The 26,587-nt window shown below is 33.5% G+C and carries 22 protein-coding genes; 14 read left to right on the plus strand and 8 right to left on the minus strand.

What is annotated here, in order from left to right; translation table 11 throughout:
* Positions 1 to 81: 81 nt before the first annotated feature.
* The 5 genes from MHM83_RS04070 to MHM83_RS04090 form a co-directional block, all read right to left on the minus strand.
* Positions 82 to 921, minus strand: coding sequence for a DUF3078 domain-containing protein (locus tag MHM83_RS04070; RefSeq protein WP_159610877.1), 840 nt, complete (start codon positions 919 to 921; stop codon positions 82 to 84).
* 69 nt (positions 922 to 990) lie between these two features.
* The gene (locus tag MHM83_RS04075; protein ID WP_082118601.1) at positions 991 to 1,941 is read right to left on the minus strand and encodes a DUF3078 domain-containing protein; all 951 of its coding nucleotides are present in this window, start codon (positions 1,939 to 1,941) and stop codon (positions 991 to 993) included.
* A gap of 29 nt (positions 1,942 to 1,970) precedes the next feature.
* Positions 1,971 to 2,483, minus strand: a complete 513-nt coding sequence (locus MHM83_RS04080; protein ID WP_239178490.1) for a DUF2480 family protein — start codon at positions 2,481 to 2,483, stop codon at positions 1,971 to 1,973.
* Between the two features lie 38 nt (positions 2,484 to 2,521).
* Positions 2,522 to 2,842, minus strand: coding sequence for a DUF59 domain-containing protein (locus MHM83_RS04085; protein WP_047788293.1), 321 nt, complete (start codon positions 2,840 to 2,842; stop codon positions 2,522 to 2,524).
* A 15-nt stretch (positions 2,843 to 2,857) separates the two neighbouring features.
* Positions 2,858 to 3,283 (minus strand): SufE family protein, encoded by a 426-nt coding sequence (locus MHM83_RS04090; protein WP_047788294.1) that lies wholly within the window; start codon positions 3,281 to 3,283, stop codon positions 2,858 to 2,860.
* A gap of 192 nt (positions 3,284 to 3,475) precedes the next feature.
* Between MHM83_RS04090 and MHM83_RS04095 the strand changes: the two genes are divergently transcribed.
* Together MHM83_RS04095 and MHM83_RS04100 are read left to right on the plus strand one after the other, a co-directional pair.
* Positions 3,476 to 4,402, plus strand: coding sequence for a PfkB family carbohydrate kinase (locus tag MHM83_RS04095; RefSeq protein WP_159610881.1), 927 nt, complete (start codon positions 3,476 to 3,478; stop codon positions 4,400 to 4,402).
* 79 nt (positions 4,403 to 4,481) lie between these two features.
* Positions 4,482 to 6,380: an amidophosphoribosyltransferase gene (locus tag MHM83_RS04100; protein ID WP_239178492.1), complete on the plus strand. Its 1,899-nt coding sequence runs from the start codon at positions 4,482 to 4,484 to the stop codon at positions 6,378 to 6,380.
* A gap of 77 nt (positions 6,381 to 6,457) precedes the next feature.
* On the opposite strand, the gene MHM83_RS04105 is transcribed toward MHM83_RS04100, so the two are convergent.
* Positions 6,458 to 6,820 (minus strand): SPOR domain-containing protein, encoded by a 363-nt coding sequence (locus MHM83_RS04105; protein WP_073182519.1) that lies wholly within the window; start codon positions 6,818 to 6,820, stop codon positions 6,458 to 6,460.
* Positions 6,821 to 7,037: 217 nt separating this feature from the next.
* On the opposite strand from MHM83_RS04105, the gene MHM83_RS04110 reads away from it, so the two are divergent.
* The 12 genes from MHM83_RS04110 (at position 7,038) to MHM83_RS04165 (ending at position 23,196) form a co-directional block, all read left to right on the plus strand.
* Complete coding sequence (locus MHM83_RS04110; RefSeq protein ID WP_239178494.1) at positions 7,038 to 8,333, plus strand: c-type cytochrome; 1,296 nt, start codon at positions 7,038 to 7,040, stop codon at positions 8,331 to 8,333.
* Positions 8,334 to 8,365: 32 nt separating this feature from the next.
* The gene (locus tag MHM83_RS04115) at positions 8,366 to 11,512 is read left to right on the plus strand and encodes a TAT-variant-translocated molybdopterin oxidoreductase (RefSeq protein ID WP_239178496.1); all 3,147 of its coding nucleotides are present in this window, start codon (positions 8,366 to 8,368) and stop codon (positions 11,510 to 11,512) included.
* A gap of 27 nt (positions 11,513 to 11,539) precedes the next feature.
* On the plus strand, positions 11,540 to 12,940 hold the full coding sequence (nrfD, locus tag MHM83_RS04120) for an NrfD/PsrC family molybdoenzyme membrane anchor subunit (RefSeq protein WP_028891351.1): 1,401 nt from the start codon (positions 11,540 to 11,542) through the stop codon (positions 12,938 to 12,940).
* Entirely contained in the window at positions 12,930 to 13,457 is a 528-nt protein-coding gene (locus MHM83_RS04125; protein WP_047788300.1) for a DUF3341 domain-containing protein, read from the plus strand. Before nrfD ends, MHM83_RS04125 begins: the two co-directional genes overlap by 11 nt.
* Positions 13,458 to 13,466: 9 nt before the next feature.
* Positions 13,467 to 14,015, plus strand: coding sequence for a c-type cytochrome (locus MHM83_RS04130; protein ID WP_172644827.1), 549 nt, complete (start codon positions 13,467 to 13,469; stop codon positions 14,013 to 14,015).
* Positions 14,016 to 14,037: 22 nt separating this feature from the next.
* Positions 14,038 to 15,642, plus strand: a complete 1,605-nt coding sequence (locus tag MHM83_RS04135) for a quinol:cytochrome C oxidoreductase (protein ID WP_239178498.1) — start codon at positions 14,038 to 14,040, stop codon at positions 15,640 to 15,642.
* 34 nt (positions 15,643 to 15,676) lie between these two features.
* The gene (locus tag MHM83_RS04140) at positions 15,677 to 16,684 is read left to right on the plus strand and encodes a cytochrome c oxidase subunit II (RefSeq protein ID WP_073182523.1); all 1,008 of its coding nucleotides are present in this window, start codon (positions 15,677 to 15,679) and stop codon (positions 16,682 to 16,684) included.
* 27 nt (positions 16,685 to 16,711) lie between these two features.
* Positions 16,712 to 18,481: a cytochrome c oxidase subunit I gene (locus MHM83_RS04145; protein WP_073182524.1), complete on the plus strand. Its 1,770-nt coding sequence runs from the start codon at positions 16,712 to 16,714 to the stop codon at positions 18,479 to 18,481.
* Positions 18,482 to 18,631: 150 nt separating this feature from the next.
* Positions 18,632 to 19,654 carry a Holliday junction branch migration DNA helicase RuvB gene (ruvB, locus tag MHM83_RS04150; RefSeq protein ID WP_239178500.1) on the plus strand — a complete coding sequence of 341 codons (1,023 nt, stop codon included), beginning with the start codon at positions 18,632 to 18,634 and terminating at the stop codon, positions 19,652 to 19,654.
* 4 nt (positions 19,655 to 19,658) lie between these two features.
* Entirely contained in the window at positions 19,659 to 21,389 is a 1,731-nt protein-coding gene (locus MHM83_RS04155) for a SulP family inorganic anion transporter (RefSeq protein WP_239178502.1), read from the plus strand.
* A gap of 11 nt (positions 21,390 to 21,400) precedes the next feature.
* The gene (locus MHM83_RS04160; RefSeq protein WP_239178504.1) at positions 21,401 to 22,810 is read left to right on the plus strand and encodes an MBL fold metallo-hydrolase; all 1,410 of its coding nucleotides are present in this window, start codon (positions 21,401 to 21,403) and stop codon (positions 22,808 to 22,810) included.
* Between the two features lie 5 nt (positions 22,811 to 22,815).
* Entirely contained in the window at positions 22,816 to 23,196 is a 381-nt protein-coding gene (locus MHM83_RS04165; RefSeq protein ID WP_159610895.1) for a rhodanese-like domain-containing protein, read from the plus strand.
* Positions 23,197 to 23,303: 107 nt separating this feature from the next.
* Here the strand turns inward: MHM83_RS04165 and MHM83_RS04170 are convergent, their stop codons facing one another.
* Together MHM83_RS04170 and MHM83_RS04175 are read right to left on the minus strand one after the other, a co-directional pair.
* Positions 23,304 to 23,756, minus strand: a complete 453-nt coding sequence (locus tag MHM83_RS04170; protein ID WP_239178506.1) for a hypothetical protein — start codon at positions 23,754 to 23,756, stop codon at positions 23,304 to 23,306.
* Positions 23,757 to 23,860: 104 nt separating this feature from the next.
* Positions 23,861 to 26,203 carry a TonB-dependent receptor gene (locus MHM83_RS04175; RefSeq protein WP_239178507.1) on the minus strand — a complete coding sequence of 781 codons (2,343 nt, stop codon included), beginning with the start codon at positions 26,201 to 26,203 and terminating at the stop codon, positions 23,861 to 23,863.
* Positions 26,204 to 26,587: the final 384 nt, after the last annotated feature.

The raw sequence follows: 26,587 nt of genomic DNA on the forward strand, positions 1-26,587 counted from the left end.
GTTAAAATTTTTAGGCTAAAATACGTAAAAAAGAAAACCTCAAGAACACGTTCTTGAGGTTTTACCTTGATGTTTTATTTTTTAGAAACCGTAATTTACTCCTAGACCAAACACTTCTCTAGTTTGGAACCCTTTGAAAGCATTGTCGTCATAAATAGCTTGCATAGAAAGGTTTGCAGAAAGATATTTATTAACTTTCATTACCACATTAACAGTGTAATCTATATCAACATTTTGAAAATCTTCTAAGTAGTTACTGTATAAGTTTAGTATATTTTCAACAGACACATTTTTCATAACGTCTAATTTATAGTAAGCATTAACCGCAGCACCTAGTTCATAACGAGTAGTCTCGTTTTGTTCTACTCCAAAAGCAGGTCCTAAGTCTGTTAGGTGTTTGTGTACATAAATTAGTTTAGAAGTTGCAGGAGCGATGTTTACTTTTAAATTGTCGTGTTTTTTCCATAACATACCTGGTCCAAATTGGAAGTAGGCAGGAGAAAAGAAATGAGATGTTTGCTCGCCAGAAACATATGTAGAAGACATTTGAGTCTTAAAGTTAAAAAAAGCAGAATAATACCAATACCCACTAGCTTTTTTACCTAATAAAGAGTTTAACTCTAAACGGTCATCTGTTTTTTGCATTGCTTCTCCTTTTAACTTTGTTAAACCATAAGAAGCAATTAGTTTATTATCCCAAGTCCAGTCACCTTTGGTGTAATTAAAATCATAATTTAACCCAATGGTACCAGAAATATTATTTGTTCCACCAGCTAACCAGTTATTAAAAGCGGACTGATTGAATAGAAAAGAGATGTTACCACTCCTTTTCCATCCTTCTTTAGGCTCTTCTTTTTTTTCTTCTTGAGCATTAGCTGTTAAAGCTCCAAATATAACAGCAATAGCTAATAATTTTTTCATTTTAATAGTTTTAAATTAAAGTGTATAAATGTTTAACATAGAAGTTAGACAATAATATTGTATTAAAAGTCACGTTTTATGAAAAATATAGTTTAAACCAAGTCCAAAAACTTCTTTAAACTGTACTCTGCTAGAGGCATCGTCATCAATAATAGCATGCAAACTGAGATTGGTAGATAGGTTTTTATTAATTTTAACAAAGAAGTTTAACTGATAATCAATATCTATATTTTGAGGTTTGTTTAAATAATCTGAATACACAGCAACTATGCTTTCCATAGTAACATCCTCCATTATTTCGCTTTTAAAATAGGCAGATAAGTTAAAACCTAAACTAAAGCTAGTATTTTTACCTTCATCTACACCATATTTTCCCGAAAATTCGTCAGAAACAAAAGTATAACGAGCAGTTGCGGGAGCTATGTTTATTCTAGCGTCATCATTCCGTTTCCATAACATACCAGGTCCAAAACTCCAATATGCTGGAGAAAAGAAGTCTGAAACCGCTACTTTAGGTTCTTGTTTATAATCATAACCTTTGGTATACTGTGTTTTAAAATTACTAAAAAAAGATAAAAACCATAATTTTGAAGTTTTAAATCCTAAAAGAGAATTGTATTCAAACTGATCTTCTGTTTTTCTTATACCTTGACCATCTATATAACTTAATCCATAGGCTGATATTATTTTATTATCCCAGTTCCATTTTTTCTTTTTGTAGTTAAAGTCATAACCAAGTGTCATATTTCCAGCAACGGTATTGTTACCACCTGCTGCCCAATTTGAAAAAGATGATTGATTAAAAAGAAAAGTGTATTTTCCAGTTACAGTCCATTTTTTTGGTGGATTTTTCTTAACTAAAGGCTCTGCAAACACTCGCTTGTTAAATATGTAGAAAGCAAAACTAGTGTCTAAAGGGGAGTTTTGTAAACCTAAAGTTGAGATACTATCTTTTTTAGTTTCTTGTGAAACTAAAGAAAAGGAGTAACAAGAAATTAAGATTAAGAACAGCTTTTTCATTTGTGATTAAGTTGAGGAATTATACGAGTCTAATTATTTTTTCTCTTATAAAGTGGTACTGTTGAACAAGCTTCACCAAACATAATGGTTTTAGCTATAGGTTTAATTTTTTCAATTAATAGGGTATATGCTGATGGTGGTATAGGCTTATTTGCACATCCTTTTATTATTACAGGCTTATCTTTATATTCAGAAGTGTCTAACTGTTGAATTATTTCTTGATATACTACAGTTTCTAATAATGTTAAGTCGCCAACAACAATCTTTTTAGCAAAAGGGGTAAGTTCAGTGGTCAGTAAAAGATAAGCCCATGAAGGAATAATAGCATCAGTAGAACAAGTTAAAGAAACATAACTATCTAGATATTGAGACCAGTCATGGTTTTTTACAGTCTCTCTAAAATCTTTTTCACGAAGAATTAATTCTTCAAATAACCAATCCTTAATATCAAATATTACACGTTTACCCTCAGGGTAAAAATCTTCAAGGTCTATTGTAGTAAGCTTACTATTAGCAACTCTATTTATAATTTCTTCTGACATATTTTTTAGTTGAAAAGGTTAAAGTTGTATTAACTGCTCTATAACATTCCTAATTCTAATTTAGCTTCTTCACTCATCATATCTTGAGTCCAAGTAGGATCGAAGGTGATTTCTACCTCACAATTGTTAATCTCTTTTAAAGTTTTTACTTTTTCTTCTACTTCAACAGGTAAAGTTTCAGCAACAGGACAGTTAGGAGAAGTTAATGTCATTAATATTTTGGCATCATTTTCTTCTGATATAAAAACATCATAAATTAAACCTAACTCATATATGTCAACAGGTATTTCTGGGTCATATATGGTTTTTAATACACGTACAATTTTATCTCCTAATTCTTCTAATTTGTCTTCAGTCATAATTCTAAACTTCTTTTAATTCGCTAATTTGCTTTGCTGTGCAATTGCGTACATTTTAATTTGTTTTACCATGGATACTAAACCATTAGCACGTGTAGGGCTTAAATGTTCTTTCAGGCCAATCTCATCAATAAAATCAGTATCGGCGTCTAAAATAGCCTTAGGTGTTTGGTTAGAAAATACCCTCAATAATAAAGCCACAATTCCTTTTGTTAAAATAGCATCACTATCGGCAGTAAACTCAATAGTATCACCTTTTAATTCAGAATGTAACCATACTTTCGATTGGCATCCTTTAATTAGGTTTTCATCCAACTTGTAAGTTTCACTTATTAAAGGTAGCGATTTTCCTAGCTCTATAATGTACTCATAACGCTCCATCCAGTCTTCAAACATAGAAAACTCGTCAATAATTTCTTCTTGTATTTCTTTGATAGTCATTTTTTAAAACTATTTTTGCAAAGTCAAAAAGACCGTTTTTAATTAAAGACGCAAAATTACGACAAAAAAGGCAGTTGACATGAGAGTTTAAGCCTTAATGAGTATAATTAGTAAAAATTTAAGTCTTAGTAATTTATAAAGACTTAATGAAACAAATACATTTCTTCAGTTGAAGAAATATTAAGTAGAGTTATGAGTAAATTATTAGCAGTAGGAACAGTAGCATTTGACGCTATAGAAACACCATTTGGAAAAACTGATAAAATCTTAGGAGGATCAGGAACATTTGTAGGATTAGCAGCTTCACAATTTGGAGTGCAAACAGGAGTTGTTTCTGTAGTTGGAGGAGATTTTCCACAATCATACTTAGATATGATGAACGATAAAGGAATTAATACTGATGGAGTGGAAATCGTAAAAGAAGGAAAAACTTTCTTTTGGAGTGGAAAGTATCATAATGATATGAATTCTCGTGATACTTTAATAACTGAACTAAATGTATTAGAACATTTTCAACCAGTGGTTCCAGAATCGTTTAAAGATGCACCAATTGTAATGTTAGGTAATTTACACCCATTAACACAAGCATCGGTATTAGATCAAATGAATGAAAGACCTAAGTTAGTAGTGTTAGATACTATGAACTTTTGGATGGATATAGCATTAAACGATTTGCATGAAGTATTAAAGCGTGTAGATGTTATTACAATTAACGACGAGGAAGCACGTCAGTTAAGTGGAGAATATTCTTTGGTAAATGCAGCAAAGAAAATTCATGAAATGGGGCCAAAATACGTGGTAATTAAAAAAGGGGAACATGGAGCTTTATTATTCAATGAAGGAAATATGTTCTTTGCACCAGCATTGCCATTAGCAGAGGTATTCGACCCAACCGGAGCTGGAGATACTTTTGCAGGAGGCTTCTGCGGATATTTAGCTAAAACCGAAGATATTTCATTCGAAAATATGAAGAATGCAATTATATATGGATCTAACTTAGCATCGTTCTGTGTTGAAAAATTCGGAACACAGCGTATGGAGGCATTAACTAGCGAAGAGGTACAAGCGCGTTTAAAAGCGTTTAAAGAATTAACACAATTTGATATAGCATTATCATAAACTATAAATCCGCGCTTTTTGCTGCGGATTTTTTTATACAACACACAAAACTACAACACAACTAAATACTTGAAATTAAATGAGTGACGCTATTAAACACGAATGCGGAATTGCAATGGTTCGTTTAAAGAAGCCATTACAATACTATAAAGACAAATACGGTACCGCGTTTTATGGTGTAAATAAAATGTACCTGTTAATGGAGAAACAGCACAACCGGGGGCAAGACGGTGCTGGATTAGCAAGTATAAAATTTAATGTAGAGCCTGGAACAAGATATATAAGCAGAATCCGTTCCAACCAATCACAACCAATCCAGGATATCTTTGGGAAAATTAATCATAGAATCAATGGAGTTTTTGAAGAGAATCCAGATAAGGTTGATGATGTGAAATGGCAAGAAGAAAATGTGCCTTACATTGGAAACTTATTTTTAGGGCACGTTCGCTACGGTACTTTTGGTAAAAACTCTATAGAGAGTGTACATCCTTTTTTACGCCAAAGCAACTGGAAACATCAAAGCTTAATTGTTGCTGGTAATTTTAATATGACTAATTCTAAACATTTGTTAAATGATTTAATTGAATTAGGTCAACACCCTAAAGAGTCTACTGATACTGTAACAATTTTAGAAAAAATAGGACACTTTCTACAGTCGGAAGTTTCAGATTTATATTTGAAAGCTAAAGAAGAAGGATTTAATAAAAAGGATGCTTCTCCATACATAGAAGATAACCTAGATATTCAACGAATTTTAAAACGTTCGGCTAAAAACTGGGATGGTGGATATGCTATGGCAGGTATGCTGGGGCATGGAGATGCGTTTGTGTTGAGAGACCCGTCAGCTATTCGCCCAGCTTTTTTTTATGAAGACGATGAAGTAGTTGTGGTTGCTTCTGAACGTCCAGTTATTCAAACAGTTTTTAACGTTGATATAGAGTCAATAAAAGAGGTTGAAAGAGGACATGCGTTAATAATCAAAAAGAATGGAGAGACAACAATGTCGCCAATTTTAGAGCAGCGCCCCAAAAAAGCATGTTCATTTGAGCGTATTTATTTTTCAAGAGGAAGTGATGCATCAATTTATGAAGAACGTAAAAACTTAGGGAAATATGTGTTTCCTGAAGTTTTAAAATCTATTGATAGTGATATAGAAAATTCAGTGTTTTCTTACATACCAAATACGGCAGAAACATCATTTTTTGGAATGATGGAAGCTGCTGAAGATGTATTAAATCAGCAAAAGACTGATGCAATTTTAGCGGGTGAAGGAAAGCTTTCAAAAGAAAGAGTAATTGAAATTCTTTCTAAAAGACCACGTTTTGAAAAAATAGCGATTAAAGATGCTAAACTACGTACTTTTATTACAGATGATAGTAGTCGTGATGATTTAGTTGCGCATGTTTATGATGTTACTTACGGAGTTGTAAAACCAACAGATAATTTAGTAATTATTGATGATAGTATTGTAAGAGGTACTACCTTGAAGAAAAGTATTATTAAAATCTTGAACCGATTGAATCCTAAGAAAATAGTAGTAGTTTCTTCTGCGCCTCAAATACGTTATCCAGATTGTTATGGTATTGATATGGCTAAGATTAACGATTTTATTGCTTTTAAAGCTGCGTTGGAATTGTTAAAAGAAACAAATCAGTATCATATTGTTGATGAAGTGTATCAAAAATGTAAGCAACAAGAAAACAGTGAAGATAAAGATGTGATAAACTACGTTAAGGAAATTTATGCACCTTTTACAGATGAAGAAGTTTCTGCAAAGATTGCACAAATGTTAAAAACTACAGAGATAAAAGCTGATGTCGAGGTGATTTTTCAGCCAGTAAGTGGTTTACATAAAGCTTGTCCAGACAATTTAGGAGATTGGTATTTTACTGGAGATTATCCTACTGATGGAGGTCATAGGGTGGTAAATCAAGCATTTATCAATTTTTATGAAGGAAATGATAAGAGGGCTTATTAATAATTAATTAGCCAGTAAATAAAAAAGAGTAATCGTTTTTTCGATTACTCTTTTTTTATGTGATAAAATATGTTTAATTACATAGGTACTACAATGGCACCAGAGAATTTTTCTCGGATTTCATTTAAAGCCCTATCAGCATGTAAGCGTGTTTTATAATTCCCTACTTGTATTTTCCATTCAGGTTGTTTATAAATTAGTTTTGTGTAAACATCAGGGTATTCAACTTTAAACCTATTACGGAGGCTTCTAGCGCGTCTTTCAAGTCCATTGTATAGTTGGATTCTGTACCCGTTTCCATTGCTCTTGTTGTAGGTTCTTTTCTTTTCTATAAGTGAAATAATGTGCTTGTTGTCAGTAAGTTTTTCTTGAGCATTAGCTTTGAGTGCAAAAGCAGTAACAAGAAAAATAAAAGTAATAATTAAGCTATGTTTTTTCATTTTGATGAATCTTTTTACAAAAGTAATGACTTGTGAGTTAATACATTGTTAACGCTAGTTATTTAGAATTGTTATAAATTATAGATTAGGATTCTCTTAACATTTCACAATTTAGACAGAAGTAGTACTTTTGTGCAACTTTCTGTGTGCTAATTTTAAAATTAGTGTAACAGAAAAAATTGTACCAAAATAGATACAAAACTTATATTTTTATAGTATGAAAAGTGTGAATCATCACAGTAGATTAACTAAAACTCTAGCAAAGAGTTTAGCTTTCTTTTTAGTTTTCTTAGTAAGTTTTTCGGCGTTTTCACAAGATATTGATGAGGCGCGTCAAAAAGAAGGGAAAAAATTGTTTAAATCTCTTTGTGCATCTTGTCATAAGTTAGATAAGAAGCTGGTTGGTCCTGCTTTGGCTGGGATTGAAGAGAGAAGAACCAATGAATGGTTGAAAGCATGGATAAAAGATAATGCTGCTTTAAGAGCTTCAGGAGATAAAGAAGCAATTGCGATTTTTGAAGAGTATAATGGTTCTAATATGACTGCTTTTCCGCAGTTATCGGATCAAAATATTGATGATATCCTTTACTATACCACGGTTGGTGAGTTAAAGAGGACTCCAGTAGCAGGGGCTGATATTGAGGGAGTTGGGTCTCAAGGTGATCAGGCACCAAAATGGTTGATATATATATTGGCTGCGGCTATTGTTGTGGCATTCTTAATTATTGGTAGTTTGTTAAAAACTATTAGTGAATTAAAAGGCGCTCCAAAAACTCCAGGTTTAATGGGGCAAACTGCTGAGTTGTGGCAAGGAATTAAACAGAATACTTTCTTAAAAGTGTTAACCGTTATTTTTGGAGCTTTAATTGCTGCTTATTTCTTGTTTGGAACTTTGTTTAAAGTTGGTGTTGATGAGGGGTATCAGCCAATTCAACCAATAGCTTTTTCACATAAAATTCACGCAGGAGATAATAAGATAGATTGTCAATACTGTCACTCTGCAGCAAAACATAGTAAGCATTCGGGTATACCATCTGTAAATGTTTGTATGAATTGTCATAAGAATATTTCTGAAGTAGCAGACGATACAAAAGTTGTGATGGATGATCATACATTAGTAAAAACTGATTTAGATAAAGAAATCGCTAAGATTTATGAAGCAGCTGGTTGGGATGCAGAAAAATTAGAATATACTGGAAATACTAAGCCGGTTAAATGGGTGAGAGTTCATAACTTGCCAGATTTCGCATATTTTAACCATTCACAACACGTAACTGTAGGAGGAATTGCATGTCAAAAATGTCATGGTCCAGTAGAGGAAATGGAAGAAGTATATCAATATTCGCCATTAACAATGGGTTGGTGTATTGACTGTCATAAGGAAACTAAGGTTGACTTAAAAGGTAATGAGTACTATGCTAAAATTCATGAAGAACTAGCTAAGAAGTACGGTGTTGAGCAAGTAACTATTGCTCAATTAGGAGGAAAAGAGTGTGGTAAATGCCACTATTAATCAATTTAGAAAGTAGAAAAACACATATATAAATGGCTTCAAACAAAAAATACTGGCAAAGTGTTGAAGAACTAAAGGGTAGTTCTATTGTTGAAACGCTACGTAATAATGAGTTTGTACAAGATATTCCTACAGATGAATTTTTAGGCGACAAAGATACCTTAGAAACATCATCAACTTCACGTAGAGACTTCTTGAAATATGTTGGATTTACCACTGCAGCAGCTTCTTTAGCAGCTTGTGAAGGTCCAGTAAGAAAATCAATTCCTTATGTAGTGCAACCTAATGATATCGTAGTAGGCGTTGCTGATTGGTACGCAACTACAATTGCAGACGGTTTTGATTTCGCAAACGTATTAGTAAAAACACGCGAAGGACGTCCAATTCAAATCATGCCAAATAAAGAGGCAGGAGGTGTAACTAGCGCACGTACTCAAGCGTCAGTTTTATCATTATACGATGAAAAATTACGTTTAAAAGAACCAAGAAAAGGAAAAACTCAAATATCTTGGGCAGATGCAGATAAAGAAATTATCGCAAAATTAAACGAATTAAAGAATGCTAATGAACCAGTAGTATTATTAACAGGAACTTTAGCGAGTCCTTCTACTGAAAAAATAATAGCTGATTTTATTACAGCTTACCCAAATGTTAAGCATGTAGTATATGACGCAATCTCTGAAAGTGCAACTGCTGATGCTTTTGAAGCTATGTATGGTAAAAGAGCATTGCCAGATTACGATTTTAGTAAGGCGGAAGTTATAGCGTCCATAGGGGCAGATTTTATTGGTGATTGGCAAGGCGGATACGAAAAGTCTTATGCAGAAGGTCGTAGAGTAGAAACTGGTAAAATGTCATACCATGTTCAAATAGAAGCTAACATGTCTTTAGCGGGAGCAAATGCCGATAAAAGAATTGTAGCCAAACCATCTGAGCAAGTTTTCGCTTTAATAAACTTATACAACCAAATAACAGGAAATAGCCTTCCTTCAAAAGCAACAACTTTTGATGTAGAGGTAAAGCAATTAGCTAAAGACCTTAAAAAAGCAGGTTCAAAAGGGGTTGTTGTTACAGGTTTAAATGATAAAAACGCACAATTAATTGCATTAGCAATCAATAAAGCGTTAAATAGTGAGGTAATAGATACTGAGGCGGTGAATTTAAAGCGTCAAGGTAACGATACCCAAGTAGCTCAATTGATAGCAGACGTTAAAGGAGGTAAAGTAAAAGGTTTAATTACTTATAATGTAAATCCTTTATACACTTTAGCAAATGCAGTTGATTTAGCAGAAGGAATTAAAAATTTAAAATTATCTATAGCTCTATCTACTCAAGATGATGCTACAGCTAATGCTACACAATATACATTGCCAGCACCTCATAACTTAGAAAGTTGGGGAGATGTTATGGCGAAGCAAGGTGTTTATAGTTTAATGCAACCAACTATACAGCCACTATTTAACACACGTCAAGTACAAGACGTTTTATTAAAATGGTCTGGAAGTACAGTGAACTATTACGACACTTTAAAAGAATTTTGGAGTACAAATGTATTAGGAGGGGCTTCATGGAATCAAGCATTACATGATGGGTTCTTTAAAGCTGAAAAAGTTGCTGTTGAAGAAGAAACAGCCTTTGAAACTACTGTAGATATAAATGTAGTAGCAGCGCAATTAGTGAAAAAAGCTAATAATGCTTCAGGATTCGAATTAAACTTATACTCATCAACAGCGTTAGGAGACGGTAAACAAGCAAATAACCCTTGGTTACAAGAATTACCTGACCCTATTACAAGAGCTTCTTGGGATAACTACTTGACTATTTCGATTTCAGATGCAAAAGAATTAGGTTTTGAAAACCCAGTAAAAGATAATGGTGCTATTGATGGTAATTATGCTAACGTAACAGTAAATGGCATAACAATAAATAAAGTACCAGTACTTATACAACCAGGTCAAGCAAAAGGATCAGTAGGTTTAGCATTAGGATACGGTAGAACTCAAGGATTAAAATCAGAAATGCAAGTAGGTGTCAATGCCTATCCATTCTACCAAAATGGAAACAATGTTCAGTATAATGTTTCTATTGAAAGAACTTCAGGATGGCACAAGTTTGCTTGTATGCAAGTACAAAGTACTTTAGCAGGTCGTCACGATATATTAAAAGAAGCTTCATTAAAAGAAGTAAACGATAAAAAATTAGATCCTAAGCATACTTGGAATAAGCCATTCATGGTCTCTTATGATCATCAAGAAGTTGAAGGAAGTAAAATTGACTTATGGGAAGAGCATGACAGAAGTTTAGGACACCACTTTAACTTATCTATCGACTTAACTTCTTGTACAGGTTGTGGAGCATGTGTTATTGCATGTCACGCAGAAAACAACGTACCAGTTGTTGGTAAAGATGAAATGAGAGTTGGTAGAGATATGGCTTGGTTACGTATTGATCGTTATTATTCTTCTACTGTGGAAGATAAGCAACATAAGGCTAAAATGACATTGGAGGAGTTCAAAGCTCAAAATCCAAACATAGCTAACCAAGAAATTGAAAGACGTTATACTGAAAAAGTATTAGAGCTAAGCAAAGGAGATTTATTTGATGCTTTAGAAAACCCAGCAGAAAATCCACAGGTTGCTTTCCAACCAATGATGTGTCAGCACTGTAACCACGCACCATGTGAAACAGTATGTCCGGTAGCAGCAACATCTCACGGTCGTCAAGGTCAAAACCAAATGGCATATAACCGTTGTGTAGGTACTCGTTACTGTGCAAATAACTGTCCATATAGAGTTCGTCGTTTCAACTGGTTTAATTATGCTGAAAACAACGAGTTTGATTTTAACATGAATAACGAGTACGGTAAAATGGTGTTAAACCCAGACGTAGTAGTTCGTTCTCGTGGTGTAATGGAAAAGTGTTCTATGTGTATTCAAATGACACAAGCTACTATCTTAAAGGCTAAGAAAGAAGGTAGAGCTGTTAAAAAAGACGAGTTTGAAACAGCATGTTCAGCAGCATGTTCTACTGGTTCTATGGTGTTTGGAGATATAAACAACACTGAAGATACAGTTACAGCATTAAAAGAAGATAAAAGAGCTTTTCACGTTTTAGATTATATTGGTACAAAACCAAACGTAGTGTATCAAGTGAAAGTAAGAAATACAAACGAAGCTTAATAGTAAAATTAATAAGTATATAGATTTATGTCGTCTCATTACGAATCATCTTATAGAGAACCTTTAATACTTGGTGACAAGAGTTACCATGATATTACTGAAGATATTGCTAGACCTATTGAAGGGAAAGCAAACAAAAATTGGTATATAGCATTCTATATCTCTTTAGCAGCAATGTTATGGGGATTTGGATGTATCTTTTACACCGTAGGAACAGGTATTGGTGTATGGGGATTAAGTAAAAACATCGGTTGGGCATGGGATATTACCAACTTCGTATGGTGGGTAGGTATTGGTCACGCAGGAACACTTATTTCTGCAGTACTTTTATTATTCCGTCAAAAATGGAGAATGGCAATTAACCGTTCTGCAGAAGCGATGACAATCTTTGCGGTATTCCAAGCAGGATTGTTCCCGATCATTCACATGGGACGTCCATGGAACGGATACTGGGTATTACCAATTCCTAACCAATTTGGATCATTATGGGTTAACTTTAACTCGCCATTATTATGGGATGTATTTGCAATTTCTACGTATTTATCGGTATCATTAGTTTTCTGGTGGACTGGTTTATTACCTGATTTTGCAACGATTCGTGATAGAGCTGTAAAACCTTTCCAAAAGAAAATTTATGCATTATTATCTTTCGGGTGGTCAGGTAGAGCAAAAGACTGGCAACGTTTTGAAGAAGTGTCGTTAGTATTAGCAGGTTTAGCAACTCCATTAGTGCTTTCTGTACATACAATCGTATCGATGGACTTCGCAACTTCTATTAACCCAGGATGGCACTCAACAATTTTCCCTCCTTATTTCGTAGCAGGGGCGATCTTCTCTGGATTTGCAATGGTACAAACCTTATTAGGTATTATGCGTAAGGTTACAAATATGGAAGCATATATTACACGTTTACACGTAGAGTATATGAACATCGTAATCATTTTAACAGGAGGTATCGTAGCAGTAGCTTATGCAACAGAGTTCTTTATTGCATGGTATACAGGTTCTCCTTACGAAAACTACACATACTTATCATTTGGAGCAGAAGCAGGAGCTTACGGATGGGCATTTTGGTCGTTATTAATTTGTAACATTTTCACACCACAGTTATTATGGATCAAAAAGATTAGAAGAAGTTTTATTTGGTCTTTTATTATCTCGATAGTAATTAACATCGGTATGTGGTTTGAGCGTTTTGATATTATTGCAATTGTATTAAGTAAAGGACAGTTACCATCTACATGGTGGCGTTTTGAACCAACGTTCGTAGACGTAGGTATCTTTATAGGAACTATCGGATTCTTCTTTGTATTATTCTTATTATATGCAAGAACTTTCCCAGTAATCCCTACAGCAGAGATTAAGACTATTTTGAAATCATCAGGTGAGAATTTTAAAAAATCAAGAGAAGAGAACAATGAGCACTAATAAAGTAATTCACGCATTATATAATGATGATGATATCTTAATGGATGCCGTTAAGAAAGTAAAAGCAGAAAATCATCATATTGAAGAAGTATTTTGTCCTTTTCCAGTTCATGGATTAGACAAAGCAATGGGATTAGCACCAACACGTTTAGCAATTACCGCTTTTTTATATGGTATTACAGGCTTATCAGTAGCAGTTTGGTTAACATGGTATACTATGATTGCTGATTGGCCTCAAGATATTGGGGGAAAACCAAACTTTTCATGGGCTACCAATATGCCAGCTTTTGTTCCAATATTATTTGAATTAACAGTGTTTTTTGCAGCACACTTAATGGTAATTACTTTTTATATGAGAAGTAAGATATGGCCATTTAAAGAAGCTGAAAACCCTGACCCAAGAACTACAGATGATCACTTTTTAATGGAGATTCCTGTTAAAGGGAGTGAAGAAGAGTTGGTGTCATTATTAGAGAAAACTGGAGCTGTAGAAATTAACGTAGTAGAAACGCACTAATAAAGAGATATGAAGAATTTAAAAATAATTATCGCTTTAGCTGTAGCAGCAACAAGCTTAAGTTCTTGTAACGATAAACGAAAACCACAAGTTCAGTTCATGCCAGATATGTATGTATCTGTACCCTACGATGCAAATGGAGCCGAAGGTATTAATAATGAAGAGGTAAATAAATTACCAGTAGCAGGTACTGTAAGCAGAAACGGAGTTGTAGCTTATGATATTCCTGACACTAATGAAGGATATGAAAAAGCAAAAGCTGAATTAAAAAACCCATTACCAACTACTGAGGCTAACTTAGAAAAAGGTAAAGAGTTATATGACATATACTGTGCTTCTTGTCACGGAACAAAAGGGGATGGTAACGGAGTGTTATCGCAAAGAGATAAATTCAATGGTATCCCAAATTACGCAGACAGAGAGTTAACCCCAGGGAATATTTATCATGTAATTATGTATGGTAAGAACTTAATGGGATCTCATGCATCACAGTTAAGATACAATGAGCGTTGGCAAGTTGTACAATACGTAGAAAAATTAAGAAGCGAATTAAAATAAGTCTATAATAGATAGTTAAGATATGTACCAGTTTTCAGGAAAATTAAAAATGCTAGCTATTGTTTTAATGGCTGTAGGACTTTTAGGAACAGGTTATAGTTTCTTTTCAGCGCCTAAAACATTAGAAGAAGCAAAAGAAATTTTAGCAAAACAAGATGCACATCATGGAGGTCATGAAGCGAAAGCAGATCATGCTGATGTAGAGCATAAAGAAGAAGCTAAAGTTGAAAATCACGAAGAAGATACAACAACTGAAGAGCATGTTGCAGATAGTACTGCTACACACACTGAAGAAGTAGCACACAACGGTGAACAAAATCATTCGGAAGAAGCTATTGAAAATACACAAGCAAAAGATAGTTCGGCAGTACATGTAGCTGAAGATGATCATAAAGAAACTGCAATTGATGAAGCGAATGAAACAACTGAAGCACATACTGAAGTAGCTGCTCATGGTGAAGATCACGGAGATGCTCATGCAGAACACGCTTTACACCAAATGCAAAATAGACCTTGGTCTGCTTTGTATGTTGCTTTATTATTCTCTTTAGGTATTACATTGTTAGTGCTTGCTTTTTATGGTTCACAAATTGTTGCACAAGCAGGATGGTCTGTAGTATTGCACAGAGTAATGGAAGCTATTTCATCAAATTTACATTATGTGAGTTTAATAATGTTAGTATTCTTAATACTTACAGCAATGCATATGAATCACCTGTTTACTTGGATGGGAGAAGGAGTAACTGACCCAACAAGTCCAAATTATGATGCTATAGTAGATGGAAAAAAATGGTGGTTAAATACTCCAGGTTGGCTAATAAGAAGTATTGTTTACTTAGCAGGTTGGAATGTTTATCGTTTTCTAATAAGAAAGTGGTCGTTAGCTCAAGATAACGGAGATTTAAAGCAGCATAAGAAAAATTATAATGCAACAGTTATATTTCTTATATTCTTCATGATTACTGAAAGTATGGCTTCTTGGGACTGGATTATGGCAATAGATCCGCACTGGTTCTCAACATTGTTTGGATGGTATGTATTAGCTACTTTCTTAGTGTCTGCTTTAACAGTCATAGCAATGGTAACTATTTACTTACGTTCAAAAGGAGTATTGCCATTGGTAAATGATAGTCATATTCACGACTTAGCTAAATTTATGTTTGGTTTCTCAGTATTCTGGACATATTTATGGTTCGCACAGTTTATGTTAATTTGGTATGCAGATATGCCAGAAGAAACAACTTATTTCTTATTACGTTTTAACGAATATAAAGTGCCATTTTTAGCAATGGTTGTAATGAACTTTATTTTCCCAGTATTATTATTAATCAACAGTGATTTTAAGAGTAGACCTTGGTTTGTAATTTTAGGAGGAGTTGTAATCTTAGCAGGTCATTATATTGACTTATTTGTAATGGTTATGCCAGGAACAGTAGGTGGTCAATGGGCATTTGGAATTGGAGAGATAAGTGGGGTACTATTCTTCACAGGATTGTTTATTTTTGCTACGTTTAATGCGTTTGCAAAAGCTAATCCAGTGCCAAAAGGTAACCCTTATTTACACGAAAGTGAAACCTATCATTACTACAACATCGAACACACAGGAGAAGATAGTAATCATCATTAATAAAAAGAATTAATAAACAAATAGTTTAGATAATATGCTCGCTTTATTTTATATTTTCATAGCAGTTGCAATCGGAGTAAGTTTTTGGCAAATTACTCGTATAATGAATTTCCGTTCTGTAATTGCTACAGATGAAGACAACGAAAAACAAGCTAAATATTCATTAGCTTTCCTAGCATTCCTTTATGCAATGATGATTTACTGCTTAATTGCCATGAATGTAATTATGTTACCAGAAGCTGCTTCTTTTGAAGGAGAGCATGATGACAACCTTTTTAATATCACTTTTTGGTTAATTGGAATAGTTCAGTTTGGAATGCAGTTTTTAATTTTCTTCTTTACTTACAAGTACAGAGGAAATAAAAACAATAAGGCATTATTTTATGCAGATAGTCATAAGTTAGAATTAATTTGGACAACTATTCCTGCAGTAACAATTGTGTTATTAATTGGATATGGTTTATGGGCTTGGAATAACATTATGTATGTTGGAGACGATGAAAACCCTATTGTAATTGAAGTATACTCTCAACAATTCCGCTGGGATGCACGTTATGCAGGTGAAGACAACCAATTAGGTTTAGGTAATGTAAACTTTATCAAAGGAATTAACACTATGGGGGTTGATATGTCAGACCCAAGTGCACAAGATGATAAGCAAGTAACAGAATTATACTTACCTAAAGGGAAGAAAGTATTATTCAAGTTCCGTTCGCAAGATGTATTGCACTCTGCTTATATGCCACACTTTAGAGCACAAATGAACTGTGTTCCAGGTATGGTTACTCAATTCGCATTTACGCCAAAATATACCACAGCAGAAATGCGTCAAAATTCTGAGGTAATTGCAAAAACAGAAGGAATTAACAAAATTAGAAGAGCTAAAGGAGAAGACCCATATGAGTTTGATTACTTATTATTGTGTAACAAAATTTGTGGAGCATCTCACTACAATATGCAAATGAAAATTACTGTTGTTGAAGAAGAAGAGTACAACAAGTGGTTATCAGAACAAAAAACATTAGCTCAAGTTATTAAATAAGATATTTTTTTAAAGTATATATAGATTATGTCAGATCATCATCACAAAGAAACATTTGTAACTAAATACATCTTTAGTCAAGATCATAAAATGATCTCGAAACAATTCCTTGTTACAGGTATATTTATGGGTATCATAGGAGGTTTCATGTCTATGTTATTTCGTTTACAAATTGCATGGCCAGATACATCGTTTTCAATTGTTGAAGCATTCTTAGGAAACCATCAAACAGATGGAATTATGAACCCAGATATGTACTTAGCGTTAGTTACGATTCATGGTACAATCATGGTATTCTTTGTCCTAACGGCAGGTTTAAGTGGTACATTCTCCAACCTATTAATTCCGTTACAAATTGGAGCTCGTGATATGGCTTCTGGATTCTTAAATATGGTATCTTATTGGTTGTTTTTCTTATCATCAGTAATAATGATTATTTCACTATTCGTAGAAGCAGGACCAGCATCAGCAGGATGGACAATTTATCCTCCATTATCTGCATTACCACAAGCAATTCCAGGTTCAGGTACAGGAATGACGTTATGGTTAGTGTCTATGGCAATTTTCATTGCATCGTCATTAATCGGATCGTTAAACTATATCGTAACAGTTTTAAACTTACGTACAAAAGGATTGAAAATGACAAGATTGCCATTAACAATGTGGGCATTCTTTATTACAGCGATTATTGGTGTAATTTCATTCCCGGTATTATTATCAGCAGCCTTATTATTAATCTTTGATAGAAGCTTCGGTACTTCATTCTACTTATCAGACATCTTTATTTCTGGAGAAGTATTACATTACCAAGGAGGGTCACCAGTATTATTCGAACATTTATTCTGGTTCTTAGGTCACCCAGAGGTATATATTATCTTATTACCAGCGTTAGGTATTAGTTCAGAAGTAATTTCAACAAACGCACGTAAACCAATTTTTGGTTACCGCGCAATGGTTGGTTCTATTATGGCAATTGCATTCTTATCTACGATTGTATGGGGTCACCACATGTTCGTTTCTGGAATGAATCCATTCTTAGGTTCTGTATTTACTTTTACAACAGTATTAATTGCAATTCCATCAGCAGTAAAAGCATTTAACTATGTTACTACACTATGGAAGGGTAACTTACAATTAAATCCTGCAATGATGTTTTCTATCGGATTAGTTTCTACGTTCGTAACAGGAGGATTAACAGGACTAGTATTAGGAGATTCAGCTTTAGATATTAACGTTCACGATACATATTTCGTTGTGGCACACTTCCACTTGGTAATGGGGGTATCTGCTTTATTAGGGATGTTTGCTGGTGTTTATCACTGGTTTCCTAAGATGTATGGTAGAATGATGAACAAAACATTAGGATACTGGCACTTTTGGTTAACAATAATCAGTGCTTACGGAGTATTTTTCCCAATGCACTTTATAGGGTTAGCTGGTTTACCACGTCGTTATTATACAAATACAAACTTTCCAATGTTTGATGATTTGGCAGATATAAACGTGTTTATGACTATCATGGCTATTCTTGGAGGTTTAGCACAGTTAATCTTCATAGCAAACTTCTTTATTTCTATGTATAGAGGTCAAAAAGCAACACAAAACCCTTGGAATGCAAATACACTTGAGTGGACTACTCCAGTTGAACATATTCATGGAAACTGGCCAGGAGCAATTCCTGAAGTTCACAGATGGGCTTACGATTACAGTAAAACAGATGAAAATGGTGAGTATGTACACGGAAAAGACTTTGTACCACAAAACGTACCACTATTAGATGGCGAAGAGCCTTCTTAAAAAAGATAAATTATAAAGCCTCCCAAAACTGGGAGGCTTTTGTTTTCTATAAGTATTAGTAGATCTTGTAATAATTTTTTAGCATAAAATATTAGTTAAGTAACTTATATTACAATGTGAACATTTTATTTCAAGTATATTTGCAACAATATGAATGAAAACTTAAACCCTGAAAACACAAATTATTCAAATGAAGAATTAGATGTAGAAAAAAAACTGCGTCCGCTTTCATTTGATGATTTTACTGGCCAAGATCAGGCAATAGATAATTTAAAGGTTTTTGTAGAGGCAGCGAATCAACGAGATGAAGCGTTAGATCATGCCTTATTTCACGGCCCTCCAGGATTAGGAAAAACAACATTGGCTCATATTTTAGCTAATGAATTAGGAGTTGGAATCAAAGTAACTTCAGGGCCTGTACTAGATAAACCTGGAGATTTGGCGGGTTTACTAACCAATTTAGATGAACGAGATGTTTTATTTATAGATGAAATACATCGATTAAGTCCAATAGTTGAAGAATACTTGTATTCAGCAATGGAAGATTATAAAATCGATATCATGATTGAATCTGGTCCAAATGCACGTACAGTTCAAATTAACTTAGAGCCATTTACTTTAGTAGGAGCAACTACTCGTTCAGGATTGCTCACAGCGCCTATGCGAGCTCGTTTTGGTATCAGTAGCCGATTACATTATTACTCAACAGAATTATTAACAACCATCATACAACGAAGTGCATTTATTTTAAAAGTGCCTATTTCTATGGAAGCCGCAATTGAAATTTCAGGAAGAAGTAGAGGGACTCCTCGTATTGCTAATGCATTACTACGTAGAGTGCGTGATTTTGCTCAAATTAAAGGAAATGGTACAATTACCATAGAAATAGCCAAATATGCCTTAAAAGCTTTAAATGTAGACGCACATGGTTTAGATGAAATGGATAATAAAATTTTATCTACTATTATTGATAAGTTTAAGGGTGGCCCAGTAGGAATTACTACGTTAGCTACTGCTGTAGCAGAAAATTCAGAAACAATAGAAGAAGTTTATGAACCTTTTTTAATTCAGCAAGGGTTTATTATGCGTACGCCAAGAGGAAGAGAAGTAACTGATTTGGCATATAAACATTTAGGAAGAATTAAAGGAACTAGTCAAGGAGAGCTCTTTTAAATAAATGAAACTATTAAAAAAACTCATACCTATATTAGAATGGATACCTAACTATAAAAAGTCACAGTTAAAAGGTGATGTAGTTGCAGGTATAACTGTTGCTATTGTACTAATTCCTCAAGGTATAGCGTATGCACTTATTGCAGGTTTACCACCAATTTATGGGTTGTATGCTGCGTTAGTGCCTCAATTACTATATGCTATTTTTGGTACGTCACGTCAAGTAGCAATTGGTCCTGTAGCAATGGACTCATTAATTGTAGCAACAGGAGTATCTACCTTAGCATTAACAGGTTCTGAAAGTTATATAGCTATAGCAATATTACTCGCGCTAGTAGTAGGGACTATTCAGTTTTTAATGGGAATTTTCCGTTTAGGATTTATTGTTAACTTTTTATCAAGACCTGTAATAACTGGGTTTACCTCTGCAGTAGCTTTAATTATTGGATTGAATCAATTTAGGAATTTATTCGGAGTAGATTTTGTACAAAGTGATCAAATCCATGTATTATTAGAAGATATTCTCTTCAGACTTAAATATTTTAAAACAAATACAACAATAATAGGTTTAATAGCATGTGCTATTATTATAATTTTTAGAAGAATTAATAGAAAAATACCCAATGCATTAATCGTTGTTATATTGGGTATAATAAGTATCCGTTTTTTTGGAACAGAATTTTCAGATGTAGCCATTGTAAAAGATATTCCATCAGGCTTACCTAAACTTTCAATGCCAGTAATTGATGTAGCTTTAATACGTGAATTAATGCCGATAGCGGCTACTTTGGTTATGGTAGGATATTTAGAAACTATTTCTATCGGAAAAACTTTGGAAGCTAAGCAAGATGAGTATAGAGTAAGACCCAATCAAGAATTAGTAGCTTTGGGTTTAAGTAATATGGTTGGATCGTTATTTCAATCATATCCGTCAGCATCAAGTTTTTCTCGTTCGGCAATTAATGCAGAATCGGGAGGAACTACAGGAGTTTCCGCAATAGTTTCCGCAATTTTAGTAGTGTTTACCTTACTTTTTTTAACACCTGTTTTTTATCACTTACCAAAAACTATTTTATCAGCAATTATTATAGTTGCAGTTTTTAACTTAATAAATTTAAAAGAAGCAAGAAGGCTATGGAAAGCAAATAATTTAGATTTCTGGCTACTCTTAGCTACTTTCTTAGCTACTATTTTCTTCGGAATTGAATATGGAATTTTAATCGGGGTAGTTTTATCATTAATTGTTTTAATTTTTAGAACTTCAAGACCCTATGTAGCGGAGTTAGGAAAAGTACCAAATTCAGATTTCTATCGTAATAAAAGCAGGTTTAAGGAAGTCATTCTAGATGATGAAATTTTAGTATTTCGCTTTGATGCACAACTTTTTTATGCTAATTCAAATTACTTTAGAGATAAGTTAGATGAAATGGCATCAGAAAAAGGAAAAGCATTAAAGTTGATTGTTTTAGATGCTGAAAGCATAAACAGAGTTGATAGTACAGGAATTGATATGTTAAAAGAACGTATTATTTATTTTAACAAGCATAACATTCAATTTTACTTTGCAGGAGTAAAAGGACCTGTAAGAGATGCCTTTTTTAGAGGAGGCTTATTAGACGTTGTGAGTTTAGACCACTTTTTTATGCGTGCCAATGGTGCCGTAAATTTTTATAAAACAGGAGATAATCAAAATCAGAAAAAATACGCACAGTATATACATCAAGCGTATAAATAATATATAATATCATGAAAATAGAGCAAATTTATACAGGTTGTTTAGCACAAGGAGCCTATTATATTGAAAGTAATGGAGAAGTAGCAATTATAGATCCATTACGTGAAGTTGATCCTTATATAAACAGAGCTGAAAAAGATGGCGCTAAAATCAAATATATTTTTGAAACTCACTTCCATGCAGATTTTGTAAGTGGTCATGTTACACTAGCTGAAAAAACAGGAGCAACAATTGTATACGGACCAACAGCAAAAACAAATTATGAAGCTCATATAGCAACAGATGGAGAAGTATTTAGATTAGGAGAAATTACAATTACTGTATTACATACTCCAGGACATACAATGGAAAGTACTTCTTATTTGTTAAAAGATAAAGACGGAAAAAATCATGCAGTTTTCAGTGGAGATACTTTGTTTTTAGGTGATGTTGGACGTCCAGATTTAGCACAAAAAGCAGCAAACTTAACGCAAGATGAATTAGCAGGATTATTGTACGATAGTTTACGTACAAAAATTATGACATTGGAAGATGAAGTAATTGTATATCCGGCACACGGAGCAGGATCGGCTTGTGGTAAAAACTTAAGCAAAGAAACAGTAGGCACAATTGGCGATCAAAAGAAAACCAATTACGCATTGCGTGCAGACATGACCAAAGAGGAGTTTGTAAAAGAAGTAACAGACGGGTTACTACCTCCACCTGAATATTTTCCTTTAAATGTAAAAATGAATAAGGAAGGATACCAATCTATCGATGAAGTTATCAAAAATGGAGCAAGAGCTTTATCAGTAATAGATTTTGAAAAAATAGCAAACGAAACAGATGCGTTGATTTTAGATGTACGTCATCAATCAGAATTTATTAAAGGATTTATTCCTCAATCAATTTTTATTGGTTTAGGAGGAACATTTGCTCCATGGGTGGGAGCATTGATTAAAGATGTTACTCAACCAATTTTATTAGTTACCCCTAAAGGAGAAGAAGAAACTACGATTACACGTTTATCTCGTGTTGGTTTTGATAATGTGTTAGGGTATTTAGATGGAAGCTTTGCAGCTTGGAAAGAAGCAGGAAAAGAAGTAGATACGTTACGTTCTGTTTCTGCAAATGTTTTAGCAGAAGCAATTACGGAAAAAGCACCTGTTTTTGATGTTAGAAAACCAGGAGAATATGCAAATGAACATATTGTAGATGTACCAAGTACACCGTTAGATTTCTTAAACGAGCATGTTGAAGAGTTTCCAACAAAAGAAGACTTTTATGTACATTGTGCTGGAGGATACCGTTCAGTAATTGCAGCGTCTATTTTAAAAGCCAGAGGATTTCATAACATCATTGATGTTGCTGGAGGATATAAGGCTATTAAAGAAACTGATATTCCAAGGACAGCAACGGTATGTCCATCAACTTTAAAATAAGCAAGATGAACAAAGGTATTTTTTTAATAGGTTTATTTTTAACAGTGATATTGTCGTGTAAACAACAAAAGACAGAGGTAAATAACATTACTATAGATAACTTACAAGTAGTTTTACAGAATGAAAATAATGCACAGTTATTAGACGTTAGAACCCCAGAAGAGTGGTCAAGAGGAGTTATTGAAAATCCAATTAAAATAGATGTTACAGGTAATGATTTTGAAGGAAAAGCTCTGGAGAAATTAGATAAAACAAAACCGGTATACCTTTATTGCCGTTCAGGCGGAAGAAGTTTAAAAGCAAGTGAGTTACTTGCTCAAAAAGGTTTTAAAGTATACAATGTTTTAGGAGGTTATCTAGAATGGACAGAGAAAAATAAAGAATAAAGAATAAAGAAAATCCCGAGTATACTACTCGGGATTTTCTTTATTCATCTTAGCTTACTCTTCAAACATTGTTTTAGTTAATAATTCAGTTTCAGTGCTATTATTAATTATAATGATTTTTCAAATTTACCATCAAAATTACTGTCAATAAACTTTAATTCTTTTTTTGAATCGTAAATTAAAACGAATTCTTCTGGAACTCCATCTTCATCATTATCGAGAGAATAACCAACCTTATTTCCAGCCGAATTATAACAGTCAGTTTTTTCATAAACGCCATTTTCATCCCTGTCAAAACAAGTTTGATATACTTTTCCATAAGTAGTATAAACTCTAGCAATCTCATAATTGGAGTCAAAGTTTACATCAAAAAATTGATTAGCTATTTTATTATTTTCTTTCCAATAACTAGTCAAGATTTCATGATTGTTTATCCATTTGAAAGTGAAGTTTTTAGCATCCATTAATAGAGAAATTTCTTTATTTAATTTAAAAGAATAAATCCCAAGTCCGATGCTTGTTATAGAAAGTAATATTATTAAGGTTTCTTTCAATTTCATAGTTAAATAATCTTTTGGCGAATTTAGTCTTTTAAGTCAAGCTTTAAAAAATAAAAAAACCGAGACAATTGTCTCAGTTTTTTGTTTTTCTAGCATTTTCCCAATTAAAACTTTAACGTTGCACCTACTAAAAAGTTTCTAGTAGCTTGCGGAAAGTATCCTTGGACCTCAAAAGAAGTTCCAGGAGTATCCCAAGTATTTAAATAGGTATATCCTCTATCAACATATTCTTTATCAAAAAGGTTGTTTACCAATCCTGTAAAAACAATAGATTTAAAAACTTTGTTCATTTTTAATTCATAACTAACATTAAAATCACTAACGTAATAGCTATCTAGTTTAGAGGCTTCTGTGTTTGTGTTACTTAGATATTGTTCACCAACAAATTTAGATAATAAAGAAAGCTGTAACCCTTTTGTAGGCTTATAAATCAAAGCATTTCCAGCAATAATATCAGGGGAAAAAGCAATGTTTGTAGTTCCAATATTGCGTTGAACACCATCACGATCTAACATAAAATTGTTGATTTTATTACTACTTACGGTAAGATTTTGATTAATGCTAAATTTGTCTGTAACGTTAATATTAGCATCAATTTCTACTCCTAAACGATAGCTGTCTTTCACATTTTCACGTAAATATTCTCCAACATCATTCAGTCCACCAGTTTGAATTAATTGATTGTCGTACGACATGTAATAGATGTTGGTACTCAATTGAACCGTTTTATTATGCAAACGCCACCCTAATTCAAAATCATCTAAGGTTTCATGTTGTACATTCGAGCCATTTTGAAAATCATCACGGTTCGGTTCTCTGTTCGCACGAGCATACGATGCATAAATGCTATTTTCTTTATTAATACTGTAAGTAAAACCTAACTTAGGATTAAAGAAGCTAAATGAAGTGTCAATATTTAAAGGATTTAAATCAGAAGTAAAGCCTCCGGTTGTATAATCAATAAACCTACCTTGTACATCAACAAAAGCTTTTAAATTATCAAAAACATTAAAAGTAGCTTTAGAAAAAACGCTAATATCATTTTTCTTAGCATCACTAAAATAGTAACGATCTCTAATGCTAGCACCATCTGCAAATTGTGTAGCCCAAATAACTTCACCAAAATGATCTCCTTTATAATTACTATAAGAAGCACCAGAAATTAACTCGAATTTTTCAGTTTTATAAGTAGCGTTAGCATTAGCTACGTAAAAATCATTATCTAACCAACGACGAACGATAACATCGCTTCCGTCAACAATTACATTACCATAATCAACAGCATCTTTATCCTCTTTAAACTGTTCAAAATACCCTTCTCCTTTGGTATAATTTAATCCAATATTGGTAGACCAGTTATCAGAGAGTTTCTCATTCCAATGTAATTGGTAATGATCTTGCCAATAATTATCGGTTTCATTATCGTAGGTATACGGATTCTGACGACGGTTTTCTTGTAATTCCCCAGCACTTAAGCCATACCAAGCTTGATAGGTTTGTTGCTTTCCTCCAAAAGCTAAGGCTTTAATCAACGTATTGTCATCAGTATAACTACCTTGTAAGAAATACGATTTTAAATCGGTAAAAGCTCGGTCAACATATCCATCAGAGTAAATGTTAGACAAACGTCCTGCAAACTCAAATCCATTATTTAATTTTCCAGTGGTAAACTTTACGGTGTGTTTTCTAGTTCCATAAGAACCAAAAGCATTTGAAATTTCTCCACTAGCTTCATCCGAAACAGCATCGGTTAAAATATTTAAACTAGCTCCAAATGCTCCAGAACCGTTCGTAGACGTTCCCACACCACGTTGTAACTGTAAACTTTGTGTAGACGAAGCAAAATCTCCCATATTTACCCAAAAAGTTCCATGACTTTCAGAGTCGTTGTATGGAATTCCGTTAATCGTAACATTCACACGAGAAGCATCCGAACCACGTACACGAATATAAGTATAACCAACACCAGCCCCAGCATCTGACGAGGATGTTACAGAAGGTAAATAGTTTAGTAACACAGGAATATCCTGTCCTAAATTCCGTTTTTCAATTTCTTGTTTGCCAAGGTTAGAGTGTGTTACAGGTGCATCTGCTTTTACACGAACAGCAGATACCAACACTTCATCTAACACAGTTTCATTAGAAATTAATTGAAACGTAATCTGTTGGTTATTGGTAATTTTAACTTCTTGTGAAAGGCTTTTAAACCCCACATAAGAAACCTCAATAACATGTGTCCCTTTTGGTAAGTTTAATTTGAATTTACCTTCAAAGTCGGTAGAAGTTCCTTTGTTTTGAGCTTTAACTGCTATGGTAGCACCCACTAAAGGCTCTTGGTTTGCATCAACTATTTTACCAGATAGAATAAACGTTTGTGCGGTTGTTGTTAATGTTGTGAATACAACGAGTAAAAAAGCTACTATCTTCACTTTTTTACGAAAAGACATCGGTCTCATTTTATAAAAAACAAAATCGAATAAAAAGAGGTAATTATTCTTTAGTTAAACATTGAATAATTAAAACTTGTCATTACGAGGAGTTTACGACGAAGTAGTCTTTTCATCAATAAACAAATTTCTCGTAATAATTGGTTTCCAAATGGCGATTATCGCCTCCCTAAACAGCATTACCTGTTCCAGGTTCGTTGGGTATGATCTCAGCCTGAATTTAATTATAAATGATTAATTACAAATTATTTTAATAATCAAAATTCGTAATTCAAATAAGGCACCCCTTTATGAGAACGGTGCAAAGGTAAATATGAAATATGAATTAAGAGTGATAAATAGCGGGTTTTTCTAGGCTTATTTATAAAAGAATAAGGAGTTATT

This window comes from Tenacibaculum sp. Mcav3-52, assembly GCF_022347665.1.
GTDB lineage: Bacteria > Bacteroidota > Bacteroidia > Flavobacteriales > Flavobacteriaceae > Polaribacter > Polaribacter mesophilus.